General features: G+C 73.1%; 16 protein-coding genes. 6 read left to right on the forward strand and 10 right to left on the reverse strand.

Features of this window, described 5'->3' with window-relative positions:
- The coding region (locus IE312_RS40985; RefSeq protein WP_229900187.1) for a pyruvate kinase at positions 1-588 on the reverse strand (588 nt) is incomplete at its 3' end.
- Between the two features lie 219 nt (positions 589-807).
- On the opposite strand from IE312_RS40985, the gene IE312_RS20090 reads away from it, so the two are divergent.
- Positions 808-2613, forward strand: a complete 1806-nt coding sequence (locus tag IE312_RS20090) for a bifunctional metallophosphatase/5'-nucleotidase (RefSeq protein ID WP_189983720.1) — start codon at positions 808-810, stop codon at positions 2611-2613.
- Between the two features lie 97 nt (positions 2614-2710).
- Here the strand turns inward: IE312_RS20090 and IE312_RS20095 are convergent, their stop codons facing one another.
- From IE312_RS20095 to IE312_RS20115, 5 genes are all read right to left on the reverse strand, one after another.
- Positions 2711-4123 carry a lysine N(6)-hydroxylase/L-ornithine N(5)-oxygenase family protein gene (locus tag IE312_RS20095; protein WP_189983722.1) on the reverse strand — a complete coding sequence of 471 codons (1413 nt, stop codon included), beginning with the start codon at positions 4121-4123 and terminating at the stop codon, positions 2711-2713.
- A complete protein-coding gene (locus tag IE312_RS20100; protein WP_189983724.1) occupies positions 4120-5487 on the reverse strand; it encodes a pyridoxal phosphate-dependent decarboxylase family protein in 1368 nt (455 codons plus the stop codon). Before IE312_RS20100 ends, IE312_RS20095 begins: the two co-directional genes overlap by 4 nt.
- A gap of 166 nt (positions 5488-5653) precedes the next feature.
- Entirely contained in the window at positions 5654-6478 is an 825-nt protein-coding gene (locus IE312_RS20105; protein ID WP_189983726.1) for an NAD(P)H-binding protein, read from the reverse strand.
- 173 nt (positions 6479-6651) lie between these two features.
- Positions 6652-9153 carry an aminopeptidase N gene (gene pepN, locus IE312_RS20110; protein ID WP_189983728.1) on the reverse strand — a complete coding sequence of 834 codons (2502 nt, stop codon included), beginning with the start codon at positions 9151-9153 and terminating at the stop codon, positions 6652-6654.
- A gap of 105 nt (positions 9154-9258) precedes the next feature.
- Positions 9259-9609, reverse strand: coding sequence for a chorismate mutase (locus IE312_RS20115; RefSeq protein ID WP_189983730.1), 351 nt, complete (start codon positions 9607-9609; stop codon positions 9259-9261).
- Between the two features lie 273 nt (positions 9610-9882).
- On the opposite strand from IE312_RS20115, the gene IE312_RS20120 reads away from it, so the two are divergent.
- Positions 9883-10776, forward strand: a complete 894-nt coding sequence (locus tag IE312_RS20120) for a hypothetical protein (protein WP_189983732.1) — start codon at positions 9883-9885, stop codon at positions 10774-10776.
- Between the two features lie 86 nt (positions 10777-10862).
- On the opposite strand, the gene IE312_RS20125 is transcribed toward IE312_RS20120, so the two are convergent.
- Together IE312_RS20125 and IE312_RS20130 are read right to left on the reverse strand one after the other, a co-directional pair.
- The gene (locus IE312_RS20125) at positions 10863-11786 is read right to left on the reverse strand and encodes an SDR family oxidoreductase (RefSeq protein ID WP_189983733.1); all 924 of its coding nucleotides are present in this window, start codon (positions 11784-11786) and stop codon (positions 10863-10865) included.
- A gap of 1 nt (position 11787) precedes the next feature.
- Positions 11788-12582, reverse strand: coding sequence for an SDR family oxidoreductase (locus IE312_RS20130; protein ID WP_229900189.1), 795 nt, complete (start codon positions 12580-12582; stop codon positions 11788-11790).
- A 130-nt stretch (positions 12583-12712) separates the two neighbouring features.
- Between IE312_RS20130 and IE312_RS20135 the strand changes: the two genes are divergently transcribed.
- Genes IE312_RS20135 through IE312_RS20150 form a run of 4 tightly spaced genes read left to right on the forward strand, consistent with a single transcriptional unit; the run spans position 12713 to position 16157 of the window.
- Positions 12713-13465, forward strand: coding sequence for an enoyl-CoA hydratase family protein (locus IE312_RS20135; RefSeq protein ID WP_189983735.1), 753 nt, complete (start codon positions 12713-12715; stop codon positions 13463-13465).
- The gene (locus IE312_RS20140; RefSeq protein WP_189983737.1) at positions 13466-14317 is read left to right on the forward strand and encodes a CoA transferase subunit A; all 852 of its coding nucleotides are present in this window, start codon (positions 13466-13468) and stop codon (positions 14315-14317) included.
- Entirely contained in the window at positions 14314-15054 is a 741-nt protein-coding gene (locus IE312_RS20145; protein ID WP_189983739.1) for a CoA-transferase subunit beta, read from the forward strand. The genes IE312_RS20140 and IE312_RS20145 overlap by 4 nt, the downstream gene beginning before the upstream one ends.
- Complete coding sequence (locus tag IE312_RS20150) at positions 15054-16157, forward strand: NAD(P)H-dependent flavin oxidoreductase (protein WP_189983741.1); 1104 nt, start codon at positions 15054-15056, stop codon at positions 16155-16157. The genes IE312_RS20145 and IE312_RS20150 overlap by 1 nt, the downstream gene beginning before the upstream one ends.
- A 117-nt stretch (positions 16158-16274) precedes the next feature.
- Here the strand turns inward: IE312_RS20150 and IE312_RS20155 are convergent, their stop codons facing one another.
- Together IE312_RS20155 and IE312_RS20160 are read right to left on the reverse strand one after the other, a co-directional pair.
- Positions 16275-17432 (reverse strand): acetyl-CoA C-acetyltransferase, encoded by a 1158-nt coding sequence (locus tag IE312_RS20155; RefSeq protein ID WP_189983743.1) that lies wholly within the window; start codon positions 17430-17432, stop codon positions 16275-16277.
- Positions 17433-17457: 25 nt separating this feature from the next.
- Positions 17458-18069 (reverse strand): TetR/AcrR family transcriptional regulator, encoded by a 612-nt coding sequence (locus IE312_RS20160; RefSeq protein WP_189983745.1) that lies wholly within the window; start codon positions 18067-18069, stop codon positions 17458-17460.
- Between the last annotated feature and the right edge of the window lie 9 nt (positions 18070-18078).

Below are 18078 nucleotides of genomic sequence, written 5' to 3' on the forward strand. Positions count from 1 at the left end.
GCCGCTGCGGACGAAGGAGAGGGCGATCATGTCGAAGCCGGTGCGCAGGGCCCAGCGCAGGTCGTCGCGGTCCTTCTCGGAGAGGGCGGGGACGGAGACGGCGACTCCGGGCAGGTTGAGGCCCTTGTGGTCGGAGACGATGCCGCCTTCGCGTACCCGGGTGCGGACGCGGGGGCCGTCGACGGCGGTGACCTCCAGGCTGACCTTGCCGTCGTCGACGAGGATGCGCTCGCCGGGGGTGACGTCAGCGGCGAGGCCGGCGTAGGTGGTGCCGCACTGGTGGCGGTCGCCTTCGGTGCCGTCCTCGACGGTGATGGTGAAGGTGTCGCCGCGTTCAAGGAGTACGGGTCCTTCGGTGAAGCGGCCGAGCCGGATCTTCGGGCCCTGAAGGTCGGCGAGGATTCCGACGCTGCGGCCGGTTTCGTCGGCTGCTTTCCGTACGTGTCGGTAGCGCTCCTCGTGTTCGGCGTGGGTGCCGTGGCTGAGGTTGAAGCGGGCGACGTCCATTCCGGCTTCGACCAGTGCTTTGATCTGGTCGTACGTGTCGGTGGCGGGCCCCAGTGTGCAGACGATTTTCGCTCGGCGCATGGGTCGAGCCTATGGCTTACCCGTGGGTAGAGAATTGGCGTCGTATGACTGCTCAAGGGACTTTGGGCGAAGGCTTTTTTGACAACTGTTGAATTGGGCGGTGGTCCGCTCCTCTGAGCGATGGTCACCAGATCGCAACCTTCCGTACCTGTTGCCGGAAGTCATGTTCAGGTCAGAATCTACGCGCGTTGTGCAACCACCGCCAAGGAGAACCGAGACATGCCGTTGAACCGCCGGAAGTTCCTGAAGAAGTCCGCCGCCACCGGGGCGGGAGTGGCGATCGCCGGCGCGGCGGCGGCTCCGGCGGCCGAGGCGGCTCCGCTCGCGAAGCCCGGGCACCCGGTGAAGCGGTACGCGCTGACCGTCATGGGCACGACCGACCTGCACGGGCACGTCTTCAACTGGGACTACTTCAAGGACGCGGAGTACGCCGACAAGGCGGGCAACGCGATGGGGCTCGCCCGGATCTCCACCCTCGTGGAGCAGGTGCGCAAGGAGAAGGGCCGCTGCAACACCCTGCTGCTGGACGCCGGTGACACCATCCAGGGCACCCCGCTGACCTACTACTACGCCAAGGTCGACCCGATCACCGCCAAGGGCGGCCCGGTGCACCCGATGGCGCAGGCGATGAACGCGATCGGGTACGACGCGGCGGCCCTCGGGAACCACGAGTTCAACTACGGCATCGAGACGCTGCGGAAGTTCGAGGACCAGCTCGACTTCCCGCTGCTCGGTGCGAACGCGGTGGACGCGAAGACGCTGAAGCCGGCCTTCCCGCCGTACTTCATGAAGACGTTCCACGTGCCGGGTGCCAAGCCGGTGAAGGTCGCCGTGCTGGGCCTGACCAACCCGGGCATCGCGATCTGGGACAAGGCCTACGTCCAGGGCAAGCTGGCGTTCCCGGGCCTGGAGGAGCAGGCCGCGAAGTGGGTGCCGAAGCTCAGGTCGATGGGCGCGGACGTGGTCGTCGTCTCGGCGCACTCGGGTACGTCGGGTACGTCGTCGTACGGCGACCAGGTGCCGTACGTGGAGAACGCTGCGGCCAATGTGGCCAGGCAGGTGCCCGGGATCGACGCGATCCTGGTCGGGCACGCGCACGTGGAGATCCCGGAGCTGAAGGTCGTCAACGAGCAGACCGGCCGGACGGTCGTGCTGTCCGAGCCGCTGTGCTACGCCGAGCGGCTGACCCTGTTCGACATCGAGCTGGTGTTCAGCAAGGGCCGCTGGGAGGTGGAGTCGGTCTCCGCCTCGCTGCGCAACTCCAACTCCGTCGCCGACGACCCGAAGATCACCGCGTTGCTCACCGACGAGCACCGCAAGGTCGTCGCGTACGTGAACCAGGTCGTGGGGCGGGCCACCGAGACCCTGACGACGGTGGAGGCCCGTTACAAGGACGCCCCGATCATCGACCTGATCACCAGGGTGCAGGAGGACGTGGTCAAGGCGGCGCTCGCGGGTACCGAGTACGCCTCGCTGCCGGTGATCGCGCAGGCCTCGCCGTTCTCCCGGACCTCGCAGATCCCGGCGGGCGACGTCACCATCCGGGACCTGTCGGGCCTGTACGTGTACGACAACACGCTGGTGGCCAAGTTGCTGACGGGCGCCCAGGTGCGGGCGTACCTGGAGTACTCGGCGGAGTACTACGTCCAGACGGCCGCCGACGCCGCGGTGGACGTGGAGAAGCTGACCAACGCCGGTGGCCGTCCGGACTACAACTACGACTACGTCTCGGGTCTGTCGTACGACATCGACATCGCCCAGCCGGCCGGGTCGCGGATCAAGAACCTGACCTTCGGCGGGGCGCCGCTGGACGATGCCCGGCAGTTCGTCCTCGCGGTGAACAACTACCGGGCCAACGGCGGCGGTGCCTTCCCGCACGTGGCCACGGCGAAGGAGCTGTGGTCGGAGTCGACGGAGATCCGTACCCGGATCGCGGAGTGGGTGACCGCGAAGGGGGTGCTGGACCCGAAGGACTTCGCGTCGGTGGACTGGAAGCTGGTGCGCGACGGCAAGCCGGTCTTCTAGAGCCGCAGCAGTGGCAGGCCGACGGCGCCGGCGCCCGCCTGGGCGCCGGCGCCGTTGACGTGCGCGCCCGCGTCGAAGGGGTGGGTGTCGCCGGTGGTCATCTGCCCTCGATGAGCGGGGTGAGCCGTTTCGGTCGTCTGGCCTGCGGCACGTGGGCGGTGGTCGGGTCCAGTCCGAAGGTGGTGAAGGCGGTGCGCTGCGGCAGCGGATACGGTTCCTCGCCGGTCAGGGAGTTGAGGATGGTGGCGCTGCGCCAGGCGGCCAGGCCGAGGTCGGGGGTGCCGACGCCGTGGGTGTGCAGTTCGGCGTTCTGGACGTAGACCGAGCCGGTGACGGAGGGGTCGAGGACGAGGCGGAACTCCTCGTCGACGCGGGGGCGTTCGCTGTTGTCGCGGCGGATGTAGGGGTCGAGTCCGGCGAGGAGGGTGTCGAGGGGGCGCTGTCGGTAGCCGGTGGCGAGGACGACGGCGTCGGTGGTGAGCCGGGTGCGGCTGCCTTGCTGGAGGTGTTCCAGGTGCAGTTCGATCCTGGTGGTGGCGATGCGGCCGGCGGTGCGGACGCGGACGCCGGGGGTGAGGACGGTGTCGGGCCAGCCGCCGTCCAGGGTGCGCCGGTACAGCTCGTCGTGGATGGCGGCGAGGGTGTCGGCGTCGATGCCCTTGTGCAGTTGCCATTGGGCGGTGGTCAGCCGGTCGCGGACGGGTTCGGCGAGGGCGTGGAAGTAGCGTGTGTAGTCGGGCGTGAAGTGTTCCAGGCCGAGTCTGGAGTACTCCATGGGCGCGAACGCCTCGGTCCGGCCGATCCAGTGCAGTTTCTCGCGGCCGGCCGGGCGGTGCCGGAGCAGGTCGAGGAAGACCTCGGCGCCGGACTGTCCGGAGCCGACGACGGTGACGTGGCCGGCGGCGAGGATGCTGTCGCGGTGGTCGAGGTAGTCGGCGGCGTGGACGACGGGTACGCCGGGGGTGTCCACCAGGGGCCGCAGGGGGTCGGGGACGTGGGGTGCGGTGCCGATGCCGAGGACGACGTGGCGGGTGTGGGTACGGCCGAGGGCCTCGGCCTCGCCGTGGGCGTCGAGCTGGGTGTAGTCGACCTCGAACACGTCCCGTTCGGGGTTCCAGCGGACGGCGTCGACCTGGTGGCGGAAGCGGAGTCCGGGGAGGGATTGCGCGACCCAGCGGCAGTAGGCGTCGTACTCGGCGCGCTGGATGTGGAAGCGTTCGGCGAAGTAGAAGGGGAAGAGCCGTTCGCGTGTCCTGAGGTAGTTGAGGAAGGTCCAGGGGCTGGTGGGGTCGGCGAGGGTCACCAGGTCGGCGAGGTAGGGGACTTGGATGGTGGCGCCTTCGATGAGCATGCCGGGGTGCCAGTCGAAGCGGGGGCGCTGTTCGTAGAAGACGGTGTCGAGTCCGGTGAGCGGGTGGGCGAGGGCCGCGAGGGAGAGGTTGCAGGGGCCGATGCCGATGCCGACCAGGTCGCGTGGGGCGGCGGGGTCGTGGCCCGGGGGGTGGGTCATGCGGGGGTGTTTCCTTCGGCGAGTTCGGCGAGTTCGAGCAGCTGGGCCAGGTCGTCGGGCCGGGTGTGGGGGTTGAGGACGGTGGCCTTGAGCCAGAGCCGGCCGTCGGCCCGGGCGCGGCCGAGGACGGCCCGGCCGTCGTGCAGCAGTCTGCGGCGGACGGCGGCCACGGTGTGGTCGTCGGCTCCGGCCGGGCGGAACAGGACGGTGCTGATGACGGGCCGGTCGTACAGCTCGAAGCCGGGGTGTTCCGCGACGAGTGCGGCGAACTCGCGGGCCCGGGCGCAGACCTGGTCGGTGAGGGCGCCGAGGCCGCGGCGGCCGAGTGTCTTGAGGGTGACGGCGATCTTCAGGATGTCGGGGCGGCGGGTGGTGCGCAGGGAGCGGCCGAGCAGGTCGGGGAGTCCGGCTTCGGTGTCGTCGTCGGCGTTCAGGTAGTCGGCGCGGTGGTGGAGGGTGGCGCGTTCGTGCGGGCGGGCGAGGGCGAGGAGTCCGGCGGCGACCGGCTGCCAGCCGAGTTTGTGCAGGTCGATCGTGAGGGTGTGGGCGGCTTCGAGGCCGGCGAGTTTGTCGCGGTGCCGGTCGCTGAAGAGGAGTCCGCCGCCGTAGGCCGCGTCGATGTGCAGCCGGGCGCCGTGGGCGGTGCACAGGCCGGCGATCTCGGGCAGCGGGTCGATGAGGCCGGCGTCGGTGGTGCCGGCGGTGGCGGCGACCAGCAGCGGGCCGGGGAGCGCGGTGAGGGCCGCGTCGAGGGCGGCCGGGTCCAGGGTGCCGTGGGGGGTGGGGACCAGGACCGGGTCGGGCAGGCCGAGCAGCCAGGCGGCGCGGGGCAGGGAGTGGTGGGCGTTCGTGCCGCAGACGAGGCGCACGGTGCCGCCGTGTGCTTCGCGGGCGAGCAGCAGGGCGAGTTGGTTGGACTCGGTGCCGCCGGTGGTGACGAGGGCGTCGGCGAGGCCCGCGGTGCGGGCGAGGGTGCGGGCGACGGCGGCTTCCAGGGCGGAGGCTGCGGGGGCCTGGTCCCAGGAGTCCAGGGACGGGTTGACGGCGCTCGCGGCGAGGTCGGCGGCGGCGGCCACGGCGAGCGGCGGGCCGTGCAGGTGGGCCGCGCACAGCGGGTCGGCGGGGTCGGCGGCGCCCGCGGCGAGCAGGTGCACGAGGGCGCGCAGGGCGTCCGGGTCGCCGGTGTCCGGCAGCACGTCCCCGAGGGCGTCGGCGACGCGGGCGGCGACGGCGTCCGGTCCGCCGGCGGGCAGGGGTCCGCCGCGCTCGCGGCGGCCGGCCGCGAGCGCGTCGAGCACGGTGGCGAGCAGGGGCCGCAGGGCGTCGGGGCCGCCGGGACCCGAGGCCAGGGGTGGCGTGCTCATGAACCCTCCTCCGCTCGCGCACCCGCCGCGGGCCCGGGGCGTCCGGCTCGGGGGTGGAGTTCCAGCTTGTACCGGAAGGGGGCCCTGTGTCCCCGAAGCCCGGCGAACGGAACCCGAAAGTGTGTACTGCCCGGTCCCGCGCAGCTGTTGGGGGTGCCGCCCGGGGCTACGCCCGGAAGTCGTCGGCGTGGTCCCGGGCCCACTGGGCGAAGGTGCGGGCCGGGGTGCCGGTGACCTCCCGCACGGTGCCGGTGATCTCCGGGGGGACGCCGACGGTCTCGGCGAACGTCTCCAGCAGGCGTTCGAGCAGCTGCGGCGGCACGTGCGGGAACAGTTCCCGGCCCGCTTCGGCGGGGTCGGTCTCGACGAAGGCCAGCTTCCGGCCGAGGGCCTCGCCGATCGCCTCGACCTGGCCGGCGTTGCTCGTCGCCTCGGGGCCGGTGAGCCGGTGCGCGGTGCCCTCGTGACCGCCGTCCAGCAGGGCGCGTTCGGCGACGGCCGCGATGTCGTCCTCGTGGATGGGTGCGGACAGGCCGTCGGCGAAGACGCCGCGGACGGTGTCGCCCGCGCGGATCTGCGGGGCGTACTGGAGCGCGTTGGTGGCGAAGGCGTTGGGACGCAGGAACGTCCAGTCGAGCCCGCTGTCGCGGACCTGCCGCTCGGCGGTGGCGTGCATGAGGTGGATGGGGTGGGTGTCGTCGGCGCCCTCCTGGATGATGCCGCTGGAGAGCAGCACGACGTGCCGCACGCCGTGTTCGCGGGCCGCCGCGAGCAGCGGGGCGGTGCCGGCCTGGGCGTAGAGGAAGAGTTTCGTGGCGCCGGTGAACAGGGCGGCAGGGTCATCCGGCCGGAACGGCACCACTTGGGCCCGCCCGGGCAGCGCGGCCCGCCGCGGGTCCCGGGTGAGCGCCCGGACGGGCGCTCCCGCGGCGAGGAGACGGTCGACGAGGGCACGGCCGACGTTGCCGGTCGCGCCGGTCACTACGATCACGGTGCTGCCTCCGGTGCTCGGTTGGTCACTGACCGTCCGAGCCTAGGGGCGCCGGCCGGTCCGCCGCAGCGCCGCTGCGACCGACCGCGTCCTGGGCCGCCCCGGGACGGCAGACCTGCACCGCCCCGGGACGGCAGACCTGCGCCGTCCCGGGCCGTGGGAGCCGGGCCGTTCTACTGTGCCTGCGGCTCCCGCTGTCCGTCGCGCACGTTCAGGGCGCGGGAGAGGTCGTCCAGGCGGTCGGCGAGGGTGCGGCGCAGGGCCGGGGTGAGGTCGGCGTCGCGCAGGCATGCCTCGCCGAGTGCCAGGTTCTCGGCGTCGACGGCGTGGGCCGGGAAGGCCCAGCGGCCGGCGGCCACGGCGATGGCGGGGCCGCGGCGGGCGGCGACGGCGACGGCGTCCGTGTAGAAACGCGGCACGTACGCGCGGACCAGGTCGGCCTGTTCAGGCTGCCAGAAGCCCTGGGCGGTGGCCGTGAACAGGTAGTTGGACAGGTCGTCCCCGTCGAACATCGCCTCCCAGGCGGCGCGCTTGGCCGCCGGGTCGGGCAGGGCGGCGCGGCAGCGGGCGGCGCCTTCCTGGCCGGTGGCGCTGGGGTCGCGCGCCAGCTCGGCGGCGATGGCGTCCTCGTCGGTGGCGCCGAGCACGGCGAGCCGCGCGAGGATGCGCCAGCGCAGCTCGGGGTCGAGTTCCGGTCCGCCGGGCACCGTGCCGTCGGCGAGCCAGGCGGCGATGGTCTCGGGGTGGGCGGCCACGCCGATCAGGTGGCGTACGGCGATCAGCCGCAGGCCGGGGTGGTCGCCGTCCTCGGTGCGCCGCAGCAGGTCACGGCAGAGGGAGGTGAGGGTGGCCAGGGCGGCCGGGCGGTCCTCGGGGGTGAGGTACTCGTCGGTGAGCTGGCCGGCGGCGAAGGCGAGGACGCCCTGGGCGACGGCCAGGTCGGTCTCGCGGGGCAGGTGGGCGCGGGCGGTCTCCAGGTAGGCGGCGGGCGGGAGTTCGCCGTCGCGGACGGCGTCCCGGAGGGCGTTCCAGACGACCGCGCGGTTGAGGGGGTTGGGCAGGCCGGACAGGGCGGTGCGGACCGTCTCGAAGGACGCGTCGTCGAAGCGGATCTTGGCGTAGGTGATGTCGCCGTCGTTGAGGAGGATCAGCGCGGGGGGCTTGCCGATGGGCTGGGGGGCGTTCTGCGGGACGTCGAGGTCGACGCGTTCGCGCAGCACCAGCCGGCCTTCGCCGGCGACGTCGTGGTCGTACAGGCCGGCGCCCAGGCGGTGCGGGCGGCTGCCGGTGCGGTCGGCGGTCAGCGTGCAGGTGCCGCCGGCGGGGGCGATCACCGGGGTGAGCGTGTCGACGCCGGTGGTGCGCAGCCAGTGGTCGGCCCAGCCGGGCACGTCGCGGTCGGTGGCGGAGGCGAGGGAGTCGATGAAGTCGGCGAGGGTGGCGTTGCCGAACCGGTGCCGCTTGAAGTGGGTGTTGATGCCGGCGAGGAAGTCCTTCTCGCCGAGCCAGGCGGCCAGCTGGCGCAGCGCGGAGGCGCCCTTGGCGTAGGAGATGCCGTCGAAGTTGAGCAGGGCGGAGGCGGTGTCGTCGACGTTCTCGGGGGCGACCGGATGGGTGGTGGGCCGCTGGTCGGCGTCGTAGCCCCAGGCCTTGCGGGTGACGCCGAACTCGGTCCAAGGGTCGGTGAACCGGGTGGCCTCGGCGGTGGTCTGGTAGCCCATGTACTCGGCGAAGGACTCGTTCAGCCAGATGTCGTCCCACCACTTGAGGGTGACGAGGTCGCCGAACCACATGTGGGCCATCTCGTGCGCGATGACCATGGCGCGGGTCTGCCGTTCGGTGTCGGTGACGGCGGAGCGGTAGACGAAGTCGTCGCGGAAGGTGACCAGGCCGGGGTTCTCCATGGCGCCGGCGTTGAACTCGGGGACGAACGCCTGGTCGTAGGAGTCGAAGGGGTACGGCTCCTCGAACTTCTCGTGGTAGCGGTCGAAGCACGCGCGCGTGACGTCGAGGATCTCCTCGGCGTCGGTGTCGAGGTGGGGTGCGAGCGAGCGGCGGCAGTGGATGCCGAAGGGCAGTCCGCGGTGCTCGGTGCGCACCGAGTGCCAGGGGCCGGCGGCGACGGCGACCAGGTAGGTGGAGATCCTCGGGGTGGGCGCGGCCCGCCAGAGGCCGTCGCCGTGGTGCTCGATGACGCCGTTGGCGAGGACGGTCCAGTCCTCGGGCGCCCTGACCGAGACCTCGAAGACGGCCTTGAGGTCGGGCTGGTCGAAGGCGGCGAAGACGCGCTGGACGTCGTCCATGAACATCTGCGTGTAGACGTACGTCTCGCCGTCGCTGGGGTCGGTGAAGCGGTGCATGCCCTCGCCGGTGCGGGAGTAGCGCATGACCGCGTCGAGGCGCAGTTCGTGCGCGCCGGCGGTGAGGTTCTTCAGCGGCAGCCGGCCCTCGCACAGCGACTCCGGGTCGAGCGGCCGTCCGTCGAGCGTGACGCTGCGCAGCTCGGCGGGCTTCATCTCGACGAACGTGTCCCCGTCGGACCGGGCGGTGAACCGGATCGCGGTACGGGAGTCGAAGGTCTCGGCACCGGTGGTGAGGTCCAGTTCGACCGTGTAGTGGTGCACGTCGAGGAAGTGTGCTCGGAGCTGCGCTTCGTCGCGCGTGAGTACGGACATGCAGGACATGCTGCCTGATGGGACCGGCAGCGCACAGGGGCGGATCGGTACACGGCTTTTGTCCCCTGTGCGCGCCTCCGGGCCGGCCCTGGACGGAGGCGGGACTCAGGCGTCGTGCGCCGGGTGCCCGTTGTGGGTGTCCTCGGCGATCCGCTCGTGGTGCCGGATCACCTCGGCGATGATGAAGTTCAGGAACTTCTCGGCGAACGCCGGGTCGAGCTTGGCGTTCTCGGCGAGGCTGCGCAGCCGTTCGATCTGCCGGGCCTCGCGGGCCGGGTCGGCGGGCGGCAGCTGGTGCTGTGCCTTGAGCCGGCCGACCTGCTGGGTGCACTTGAAGCGCTCGGCGAGCATGTGGACGACGGCCGCGTCGATGTTGTCGATGCTGTCGCGCAGCTGCTCCAGTTCCTGGCGGACCTCGGGGTCGACGGCACCGTGGCCGGTGTTGCTGGTGGTCATGGGGGCTCACCCTATGCGTTCCTGGTGCCTGTTCCCACGGGGTGTCCGGGGAGTGGATCAGCAGGGCGGACCGCGGGCGGGGTGAGATGCGGCCGAGGGGGCCGGGCGGGGCGGGGCGGGACCGTCCACGCCGCGACGCACCGCAGCGCACCGCAGCGCACCGCAGCGCACCGCAGCGCACCGCAGCGCACTGCACTGCACCGCACCTCAGCCCACTGCACCGCACCTCCGCCTACAGTGGAGAGGAGTTCCGGCGTCTTTGGGGGTGCCGACGTGGCGAACGGCGGACCGGTGCAGCACGGCTACCCGCACCTGGAGACGGTGCGGGCCGCCGTCACCGCGCTGTACCGGCGGTTGTCGCGCGACACCATCGAGACGTTCTCCGTCAGTGTGCCCCCCGCCGACGTGGCCTTCTGCGACACCGACGACCTGCACCTGGGCGCGCAGCGGGTGGCCCGGGAGATCGTGCGGCACTTCCGGCTGCCGGACGCGCGGCTGATCGTCGGTTTCCGGGAGATGACCCACGCGGCGAACGTCGAACTGGCGGCGGGGCCGGAGTATTTCGTGGAGCTGAACGACCGGTTCCGCACCCACCGCGGGGACATCGGCGCGGCCCTCGCGCACGAGGTGGCGCACGTCTACCTGCACCGCTTGGACCTGGCCTTCCCCACGACGGCGCAGAACGAGATCCTGACCGACACGGCGACGGCCTACCTGGGCGCGGGCTGGCTGCTGCTGGACGCCTATCGCGAGGACGGCGTGTCCTCCCAGAAACTCGGCTATCTCACCCCGGAGGAGTTCGGCTACGTCCTGGCCAAGCGGGCGCTGCTGTTCGGCGAGGACCCGTCGCTGTGGTTCACCAGCCCGCAGGCCTACGCCGCCTACGCCAAAGGCTCGGACCTGGCCCGCCGGGACGGGCAGCAGCCGCCGCTGACCGGGGCCGGCTGGGCGGGCCGCCGCCGTTACGCCCACGACCGCCGGCACGCAGGCGCCGGCGCCGATGCCGTCGCACCGACGGCCGGCTACAGCTTCGCCCCCGACAGCGGCGGCCGGCTCCGGGTGTGCTTCCCGTGTCCGACCTGCCACCAGCGGATCAGGGTGCCCGTGCGGGGGCGGGTACGGGCGCGGTGCGGGCTGTGCCGGACGGTGCTGGAGTGCGACACGTAAGGGTTCGCCCGTACCGGTCCCGGTCCGGGTCGTCCAGGTCGTGCTCGCCCGTCGCGCACGTTCCCGGCAGGGGTGGCCCAGGGTGCCTACGCCCCGTACACCCGGCCGGGCGGCTCGGCCCGGGCCAGCAGCCGGCGGGCCGTCTCCCCCGCCTCGGCCGGTGTCCGGCGGGCTCCGCTGTCGGCGCTGGGGCCGGGGCGCCAGCCCTCCATGACGGTGATCCGGCCGCCCTCCGCCTCGAACACCCGGCCGGTCACCCCCGCGCTGCCGGCCGAGCCGAGCCAGACCACCAGCGGGGAGACGTTCTCGGGCGCCATGGCGTCGAAACCGGTGGCCGGTGCGGTCATGGCCGTGGCGAAGGTACGTTCCGTCATGCGGGTGCGGGCGGCCGGTGCGACGGCGTTGACCTGGACGCCGTAGCGGGCCAGTTCCGCCGCCGCCACCAGGGTGAGGCCGACGATCCCGGCCTTCGCCGCGCTGTAGTTGCCCTGCCCGATGGAGCCGAGCAGGCCGGCCCCGCTGCTGGTGTGGACGACCCGGGCCACCGGGGTGCGGCCGGCCTTGGTCTCGGCGCGCCAGTACGCGGCGGCGTGCTTCAGCGGCAGGAAGTGCCCTTTGAGGTGGACGCGGATCACGGCGTCCCAGTCGTCCTCGTCCAGGTTGACCAGCATGCGGTCGCGCAGGAAACCGGCGTTGCTGACGAGGGTGTCGAGCCGGCCGTAGGTCTCCACGGCGGTGCGGACCAGGCCGGCCGCGCCGGCGTCGGTCGCGATGTCGGCGTCGTGGGCGACCGCGTCACCGCCCGCCGCCCTGATCTGCGCCGCGACGGCGTGCGCCGGCCGCCCGGCGCCCGGAGCGCCGTCCGGCGCGACGCCGAGGTCGTTGACGACCACTCGGGCGCCCTCGGCCGCGAAGGCGAGGGCGTGTGCCCGGCCGAGCCCGCGACCGGCTCCGGTGACGGCCACGACCCGGCCCGAACAGATTCCGCTCGTTGCCGGGGGCAGGTCCATCTCAGCTCTCCCTGTCGGTGGTCGGGGCTCGGCGGGAGCCGCCGGGTCCGGCGGTGGCGGCGTCCAGGAAGGCGGGCCGTTCCCCGCCTCCGTGCACGTGCAGGCTCGCCCCGCTGATGTAGGCGGCGGCGTCGGAGGCGAGGAAGACGGCGGCGGCGCCGATGTCGGCAGGGACGGCCAGGCGGCCCAGCGGGACGGTGCGGGAGACGGCGGCGATGCCGTCGGGGCCGCCGTAGTGCAGGTGGGCCAGGCCGGTGTGGACCATGCCGACGACGAGGGTGTTGACCCGGACCTCCGGCGCCCACTCCACGGCCATGGAGGCGGCCAGGTTCGTGAGCCCCGCCTTGGCCGCGCCGTAGGCGGCCGAGCCCGGTGAGGGGCGGCCCCCGCTGACGCTGCCGACCATCACGATCGAGCCCCTGCTGCGCCGCAGGTGGGCGTGGGCGGCGAGGGACGCGGTGAGCGGCGTGATCAGGTTCAGCTCGACGACCCTGGCGTGCTGTTCGGCGTCGGCGTCGGCGAGGCGCCGGTACGGAGTGCCGCCCGCGTTGTTGACCAGCACGTCCAGCCGGGGCAGCGCGGCGAAGAAGGCGCGCACGGCGGGCGGGTCGCGCAGGTCCAGGGGTGCGAACTCCACACCGTGGGGCGGCTGTTCGGGCGGCCGGCGGGCGCAGGCCAGGACCCGGGCGCCCGCGTCCGCGAAGGCCCGGGCGATCCCCGCGCCCACTCCCCGGGTCCCGCCGGTGACCACGACGGTGCTGCCGCGCAGCGAGGTGTCCCCGGACGCTCTGTCCACAGGCGTGTCGTCCCCAGGCGTGTCGTCCACAGGTGCCTTGTCCACAGGGCCTCCCGCTCGTCCGTGGCGACTGCTAGCTTCGAAGCCTCACACCTAACAAATGTTTGGTGGAAAGGTAGCTGATGCGCCCATGGGTGTCTCCTGCTCGTCCCCGGAAAACGGGATTTCCGTAGTCACCGTCGACTACCCGCCGGTCAACGCGCTGCCGGTGCGCGGCTGGTTCGCGCTGGCCGACGCCGTCCGCGCGGCCGGCCGGGACCCGGGGACCCGCTGCGTGATCCTGGCCGCCGAGGGGCGGGGGTTCAACGCGGGCGTGGACATCAAGGAGATACGGACGGCCGGCCAGGAGGCCCTGATCGGCGCCAACCGGGGCTGCGCCCAGGCCTTCGCGGCGGTCTACGAGTGCGAGACACCGGTGGTCGCGGCGGTGCAGGGTTTCTGCCTGGGCGGCGGGATAGGCCTGGTGGGCAACGCGGACGCGGTGGTGGCCGGCGAGGACGCGGTCTTCGGGCTGCCCGAGCTGGACCGGGGCGCCCTGGGCGCGGCGACCCATCTGGCCCGGCTGGTCCCGCAGCACCTGATGCGCGCGCTGTACTACACCGGCCGCACGGCGAGCGCCGCCGAGCTGCACGCGCACGGCTCGGTGTGGCGGGTGGTGCCGCGCGCGCAGCTGCCGGGGGCGGCGCTGGAGCTGGCCCGGCAGATCGCCGCGAAGGACGGACGGCTGCTGCGCATGGCCAAGGCCGCCATCAACGGCATCGATCCGGTCGACGTGCGCCGCAGCTACCGCTTCGAGCAGGGCTTCACCTTCGAGGCCAACCTCAGCGGCTTGGCCGGCCGGGTACGTGACACGTTCGGACGGCGGGAGGAGGAGGGGGCGTAGATGGCCGACAAGACGATGACCGCCGAGGAGGTGGTGTCCCGGCTGGCGAGCGGGATGACCCTCGGTATCGGCGGCTGGGGCTCGCGCCGCAAACCGATGGCGCTGGTCCGGGCGCTGCTGCGGTCCGGCATCGGCGATCTGACGGTCGTGGCGTACGGCGGTCCGGACGTCGGCATGCTGGCCGCCGCCGGCCGGATCCGCAGGCTGGTCACCGCGTTCGTGACCCTGGACTCCGTTCCGCTGGAACCGCACTACCGGGCGGCGCGCGAGCGCGGCGGCCTGGAGCTGACGGAGGTCGACGAGGGCATGTTCCAGTGCGGGCTGCGCGCGGCGGCGCAGCGCCTGCCCTTCCTGCCGGTGCGGGCGGGGATCGGCTCGGACGTCATGCGGGTCAACCCGGGCCTGAGGACGGTGACGTCGCCGTACGCGGACGGGGAGACACTGGTGGCGATGCCCGCGCTGCGGCTGGACGCGGCCCTGGTGCACGTCCACCGTGCCGACCGGCTGGGCAACGGCCAGTGCCTGGGTCCCGACCCGTACTTCGACGACCTGTTCTGCGAGGCGGCGGACGCGGCCTACGTCTCCTGCGAACGGATCGTGGAAACGGCGGAGCTGACCGAGGCGGCCGGTCCGCAGTCGCTGCTCCTGAAGCGGCTCGCGGTGACGGGTGTGGTGGAGGCGCCGATGGGCGCGCACTTCACCTCCTGCGCCCCGGAGTACGGCCGGGACGAGGAGTTCCAGCGGTGTTACGCGACCACGCCCTGGCCGCAGTTCGCCGCGCGCTTCCTCGGCGAGGACGAGGCCGGCTACCGGGCGGCGGTCCGGGGCCGGCGGACGGAGTCGGAGCGGTGAGCGCCACCCGTGCCGAGTACTGCGTGATCGCCTGCGCGGAGGCCTGGCGCGGCGCCGGGGAGGTCCTGGCGAGCCCGATGGGCCTGATCCCGTCGCTGGGCGCGCGGCTGGCCCGGCTGACCTTCGCGCCGGACCTGCTGCTGACCGACGGCGAGGCCCTGCTGGTGCGCCCGGACGGCACCCCGGAGGGCTGGCTGCCCTACCGGCAGCACCTGGAGCTGGTGGCGGGCGGCCGGCGGCACGTGATGATGGGCGCGAGCCAGCTCGACCGGTACGGCAATCAGAACATCTCCTGCGTCGGCGACTGGTCCCGTCCCCGCAGACAGCTCCTCGGGGTGCGCGGGGCACCGCTGAACACGCTGAACAACCCGACGAGTTACTGGGTCCCGAGACACTCCCGCCGGGTGTTCGTGGAACGGGTGGACATGGTGTGCGGGGTGGGGTACGACCGGGCGGCCGGCCTGGTTGCCGCGGCCCGGTTCCATCGCATCGTCCGGGTCGTCACCGATCTCGCCGTCCTGGACTTCGCGACCCCCGACCACTGCATGCGGCTGGTCTCGGTGCACCCGGGGTCGAGCGTGGCGCAGGTGCGGGAGGCGACGGGGTTCGAACTGGCCGCGCCCGACGAGGTGCCGTACACCCGGGAGCCCGGGGCGGCGGAGCTGGAGCTGATCCGCAAGGTGCTGGATCCGGAGGGGGCGCGCACGCGCGAGGTGCCGCAGGGGGCGGGGGGCTGATGGAGACCGCGTTCACCCGGCTGGTCGGGGTCCGCCATCCGGTCGTGCAGACCGGGATGGGCTGGGTGGCCGGGCCCCGCCTGGTGTCGGCGGCGGCGGACGCCGGGGCCCTCGGCATCCTGGCCTCCGCGACGATGACGCCGGATCAGCTGCGGGACGCCATCAGGGAGGTGCGCTCCCGCACCGGCGCGCCGTTCGGGGTGAACCTCCGGGCCGACGCGGGTGACGCATCGGACCGGGTGCGGATCCTGCTGGAGGAGGGCGTGCGGGTGGCCTCCTTCGCCCTGGCCCCCTCCCCCGGCCTGATCGCCGAGCTGAAGGCGGCGGGCGTGGTGGTGATGCCGTCCGTCGGGGCGAGGCGGCACGCCGAGAAGGTGGCGGCCTGGGGCGCGGACGCGGTGCTGGTGCAGGGCGGCGAGGGCGGCGGGCACACCGGTGAGGTGGCGACGAGTGTGCTGTTGCCGCAGGTGGTCGACGCGGTGCGGATACCGGTGGTGGCGGCGGGCGGCTTCTTCGACGGGCGGGGCCTGGTCGCGGCGCTGGCGTACGGGGCGGCCGGGGTGGCGATGGGCACGCGGTTCCTGCTCACCTCCGACTCGACCGTGCCGGACGCGGTGAAGGCCCGTTATCTGGCGGCGACGGTCGGGGACGTCACGGTGACCCGGGCGGTGGACGGCCTGCCGCACCGGATGCTGCGCTCCGATCTGGTGGCGGCGCTGGAGCGGTCGGGCCGGGTGCGTGCCTTCGCGCACGCGGTGCGACGGGCGGCCGGGTTCCGGCGGCTGTCGGGGCTGACCTGGCGGCAGGTGGTCCGTGACGGCCTCGCTCTGCGGCACGGCAAGGAGCTGTCGTGGAGCCAGGTGCTGCTCGCCGCCAACACGCCGATGCTGTTGAAGTCGGCGATGGTGGACGGCCGTACGGATCTGGGGGTGATGGCGGCCGGGCAGGTCGCCGGGGTGATCGACGACCTGCCCTCGTGCGCGGAGCTGGTGGAGCGGATCATGCGGGAGGCGGAGGAGGTACTGACCGGATTGACCGGACCGACCGGACCGACCGGACCGACCGGACCGACTAGACCGGCCGGACCGGGCGCGGACCGGTGACGGTCAGGGGCCGCGTCCGTCCCCTCGGCCACAGCCGCTCACCCCCCCCGGCCGCCCCCGCCGGCCACGGCGGCTCGCCCCCTCCCCCACCGAGCCCCGCCACGGTCGCCCGGGCGGTCAGAGCCGTTCGATGATCGTGACGTTGGCCTGACCGCCGCCCTCACACATGGTCTGCAGGCCGTAGCGGCCGCCGGTGCGTTCCAGTTCGTGCAGCAGGGTGGTCATCAGCCGGGCGCCGGTGGCGCCGAGGGGGTGGCCGAGGGCGATGGCGCCGCCGTTGACGTTGACCTTGGCGGGGTCGGCGCCGGTCTCCTTCAGCCACGCGAGGACGACCGGCGCGAAGGCCTCGTTGATCTCCACGAGGTCGATGGCGTCGAGGGTCAGGCCGGTCTTCTTCAGGGCGTGCGCGGTGGCCGGGATGGGCGCGGTGAGCATGCGGATGGGGTCCTCGCCGCGCGCGGAGAGGTGGTGGACGCGGGCACGCGGGCGCAGCCCGTGGTCCCGGACCGCCCGTTCGGAGGCGAGCAGCAGGGCCGCGGCCCCGTCGGAGACCTGGGAGGAGCAGGCCGCGGTGACGGTGCCGCCGTCGAGGACGGGCCGTAACAGGGCCATCTTCTCCAGGGAGGTGTCCCGGCGCGGGCCCTCGTCCACGGTGGCCTCGCCGCAGGGGACGGTCTCGCGGTCGAAGCGGCCGGTGTCGATCGCCCAGATCGCGCGCCGGTGCGAGCGCAGGGCGAACTCCTCCTGTTCGGCGCGTCCGATGCCCCATTGGGCGGCGATCGTCTCGGCGCCGGCGAACTGGTTGACGGGCCGGTCGCCGTACCGGGCGCGCCAGCCGGTGCTGCCGAGGAAGGGGCCGTCGGTCAGGCCGAGGGGGACGGCGGCCTGCCGGGAGGCGAAGGCGATGGGGACCTGGGACATGTTCTGCACGCCGCCGGCGACGACCAGGTCCTGGGTGCCGGACAGCACGGCCTGCGCGGCGAAGTGCACGGCCTGCTGGGAGGAGCCGCACTGCCGGTCGACGGTGACGCCGGGCACCTCCTCGGGGAGGCCGGCCGCCAGCCAGCAGGTGCGGGCGATGTCGCCGGCCTGGGGTCCGACCGTGTCCAGGCAGCCGAAGACCACGTCGTCCACGGCGGCCGGGTCGATCCCGGAGCGTTCCACCAGCGCGGTGAGCACCCGGGCGCCCAGGTCGGCCGGGTGGACGGTGCTCAGTCCTCCCCCGCGCCGTCCGACCGGTGTGCGGACCGCTTCGACGATGTAGGCCTCGGCCATGGCAACTCCCGCTTGAGGAAAGGGGTCATTCGCGTACGGCGATCCCGTCCAGGACCATGGAGAGGTACTGGCGGGCGATCTCTTCGGGGCTGTGCTTGCCGCCGGGCCGGTACCAGGAGGCGGCGACCCACACGGTGTCGCGGACGAAGCGGTAGGTGAGCCGGACGTCGAGGTCCGCGCGGAAGGCCCGTTCGGCGACCCCGCGTTCCAGCGTGCTCAGCCACGCCTTCTCGAACCGGCGCTGGGACTCGGCGAGGAAGGCGAACCGGTCCTGGGCGGCGAGCTGCCTGCTCTCCTTCTGGTAGATCGCGACGGCGGCGCGGTGCCGGTCGATCTCCCGGAAGGACTCGGTGACCAGGGCCTGGAGCGTCTCGCGGGGTGCGAGTCCGGCGGCGAGGACGGAGTCGTAGCCGTCCCAGAGTTCGTCGAGGAAGGTCCGCAGGATCTCCTCGAGCATCGATTCCTTGGAGTCGAAGTGGTAGTAGAGGCTGCCCGCGAGCATTCCGGCGTGGTCGGCGATCCGGCGGACGGTGGTGGCGTTGTAGCCGTGCTCGGCGAAGACCTCGGCTGCGGTGTTGAGGAGTTCGCCGCGCCGGGCCGCTGCCGCGGTCACCTGGGGCTTCTTCTTGGTCGGCACGCACCCATT

This window comes from Streptomyces capoamus, assembly GCF_014654935.1.
Classification (GTDB): domain Bacteria; phylum Actinomycetota; class Actinomycetes; order Streptomycetales; family Streptomycetaceae; genus Streptomyces; species Streptomyces capoamus.

Excerpts from the sequence above, each read along its gene's own strand:
- IE312_RS20090 (WP_189983720.1), top strand. The coding sequence starts at position 808 with ATGCCGTTGAACCGCCGGAAGTTCCTGAAGAAGTCCGCCGCCACCGGG.
- IE312_RS20095 (WP_189983722.1), bottom strand. The coding sequence starts at position 4,123 with ATGACCCACCCCCCGGGCCACGACCCCGCCGCCCCACGCGACCTGGTC.
- IE312_RS20100 (WP_189983724.1), bottom strand. The coding sequence starts at position 5,487 with ATGAGCACGCCACCCCTGGCCTCGGGTCCCGGCGGCCCCGACGCCCTG.
- pepN (WP_189983728.1), bottom strand. The coding sequence starts at position 9,153 with ATGTCCGTACTCACGCGCGACGAAGCGCAGCTCCGAGCACACTTCCTC.
- IE312_RS20115 (WP_189983730.1), bottom strand. The coding sequence starts at position 9,609 with ATGACCACCAGCAACACCGGCCACGGTGCCGTCGACCCCGAGGTCCGC.
- IE312_RS20125 (WP_189983733.1), bottom strand. The coding sequence starts at position 11,786 with ATGGACCTGCCCCCGGCAACGAGCGGAATCTGTTCGGGCCGGGTCGTG.
- IE312_RS20135 (WP_189983735.1), top strand. The coding sequence starts at position 12,713 with ATGGGTGTCTCCTGCTCGTCCCCGGAAAACGGGATTTCCGTAGTCACC.
- IE312_RS20140 (WP_189983737.1), top strand. The coding sequence starts at position 13,466 with ATGGCCGACAAGACGATGACCGCCGAGGAGGTGGTGTCCCGGCTGGCG.
- IE312_RS20150 (WP_189983741.1), top strand. The coding sequence starts at position 15,054 with ATGGAGACCGCGTTCACCCGGCTGGTCGGGGTCCGCCATCCGGTCGTG.
- IE312_RS20155 (WP_189983743.1), bottom strand. The coding sequence starts at position 17,432 with ATGGCCGAGGCCTACATCGTCGAAGCGGTCCGCACACCGGTCGGACGG.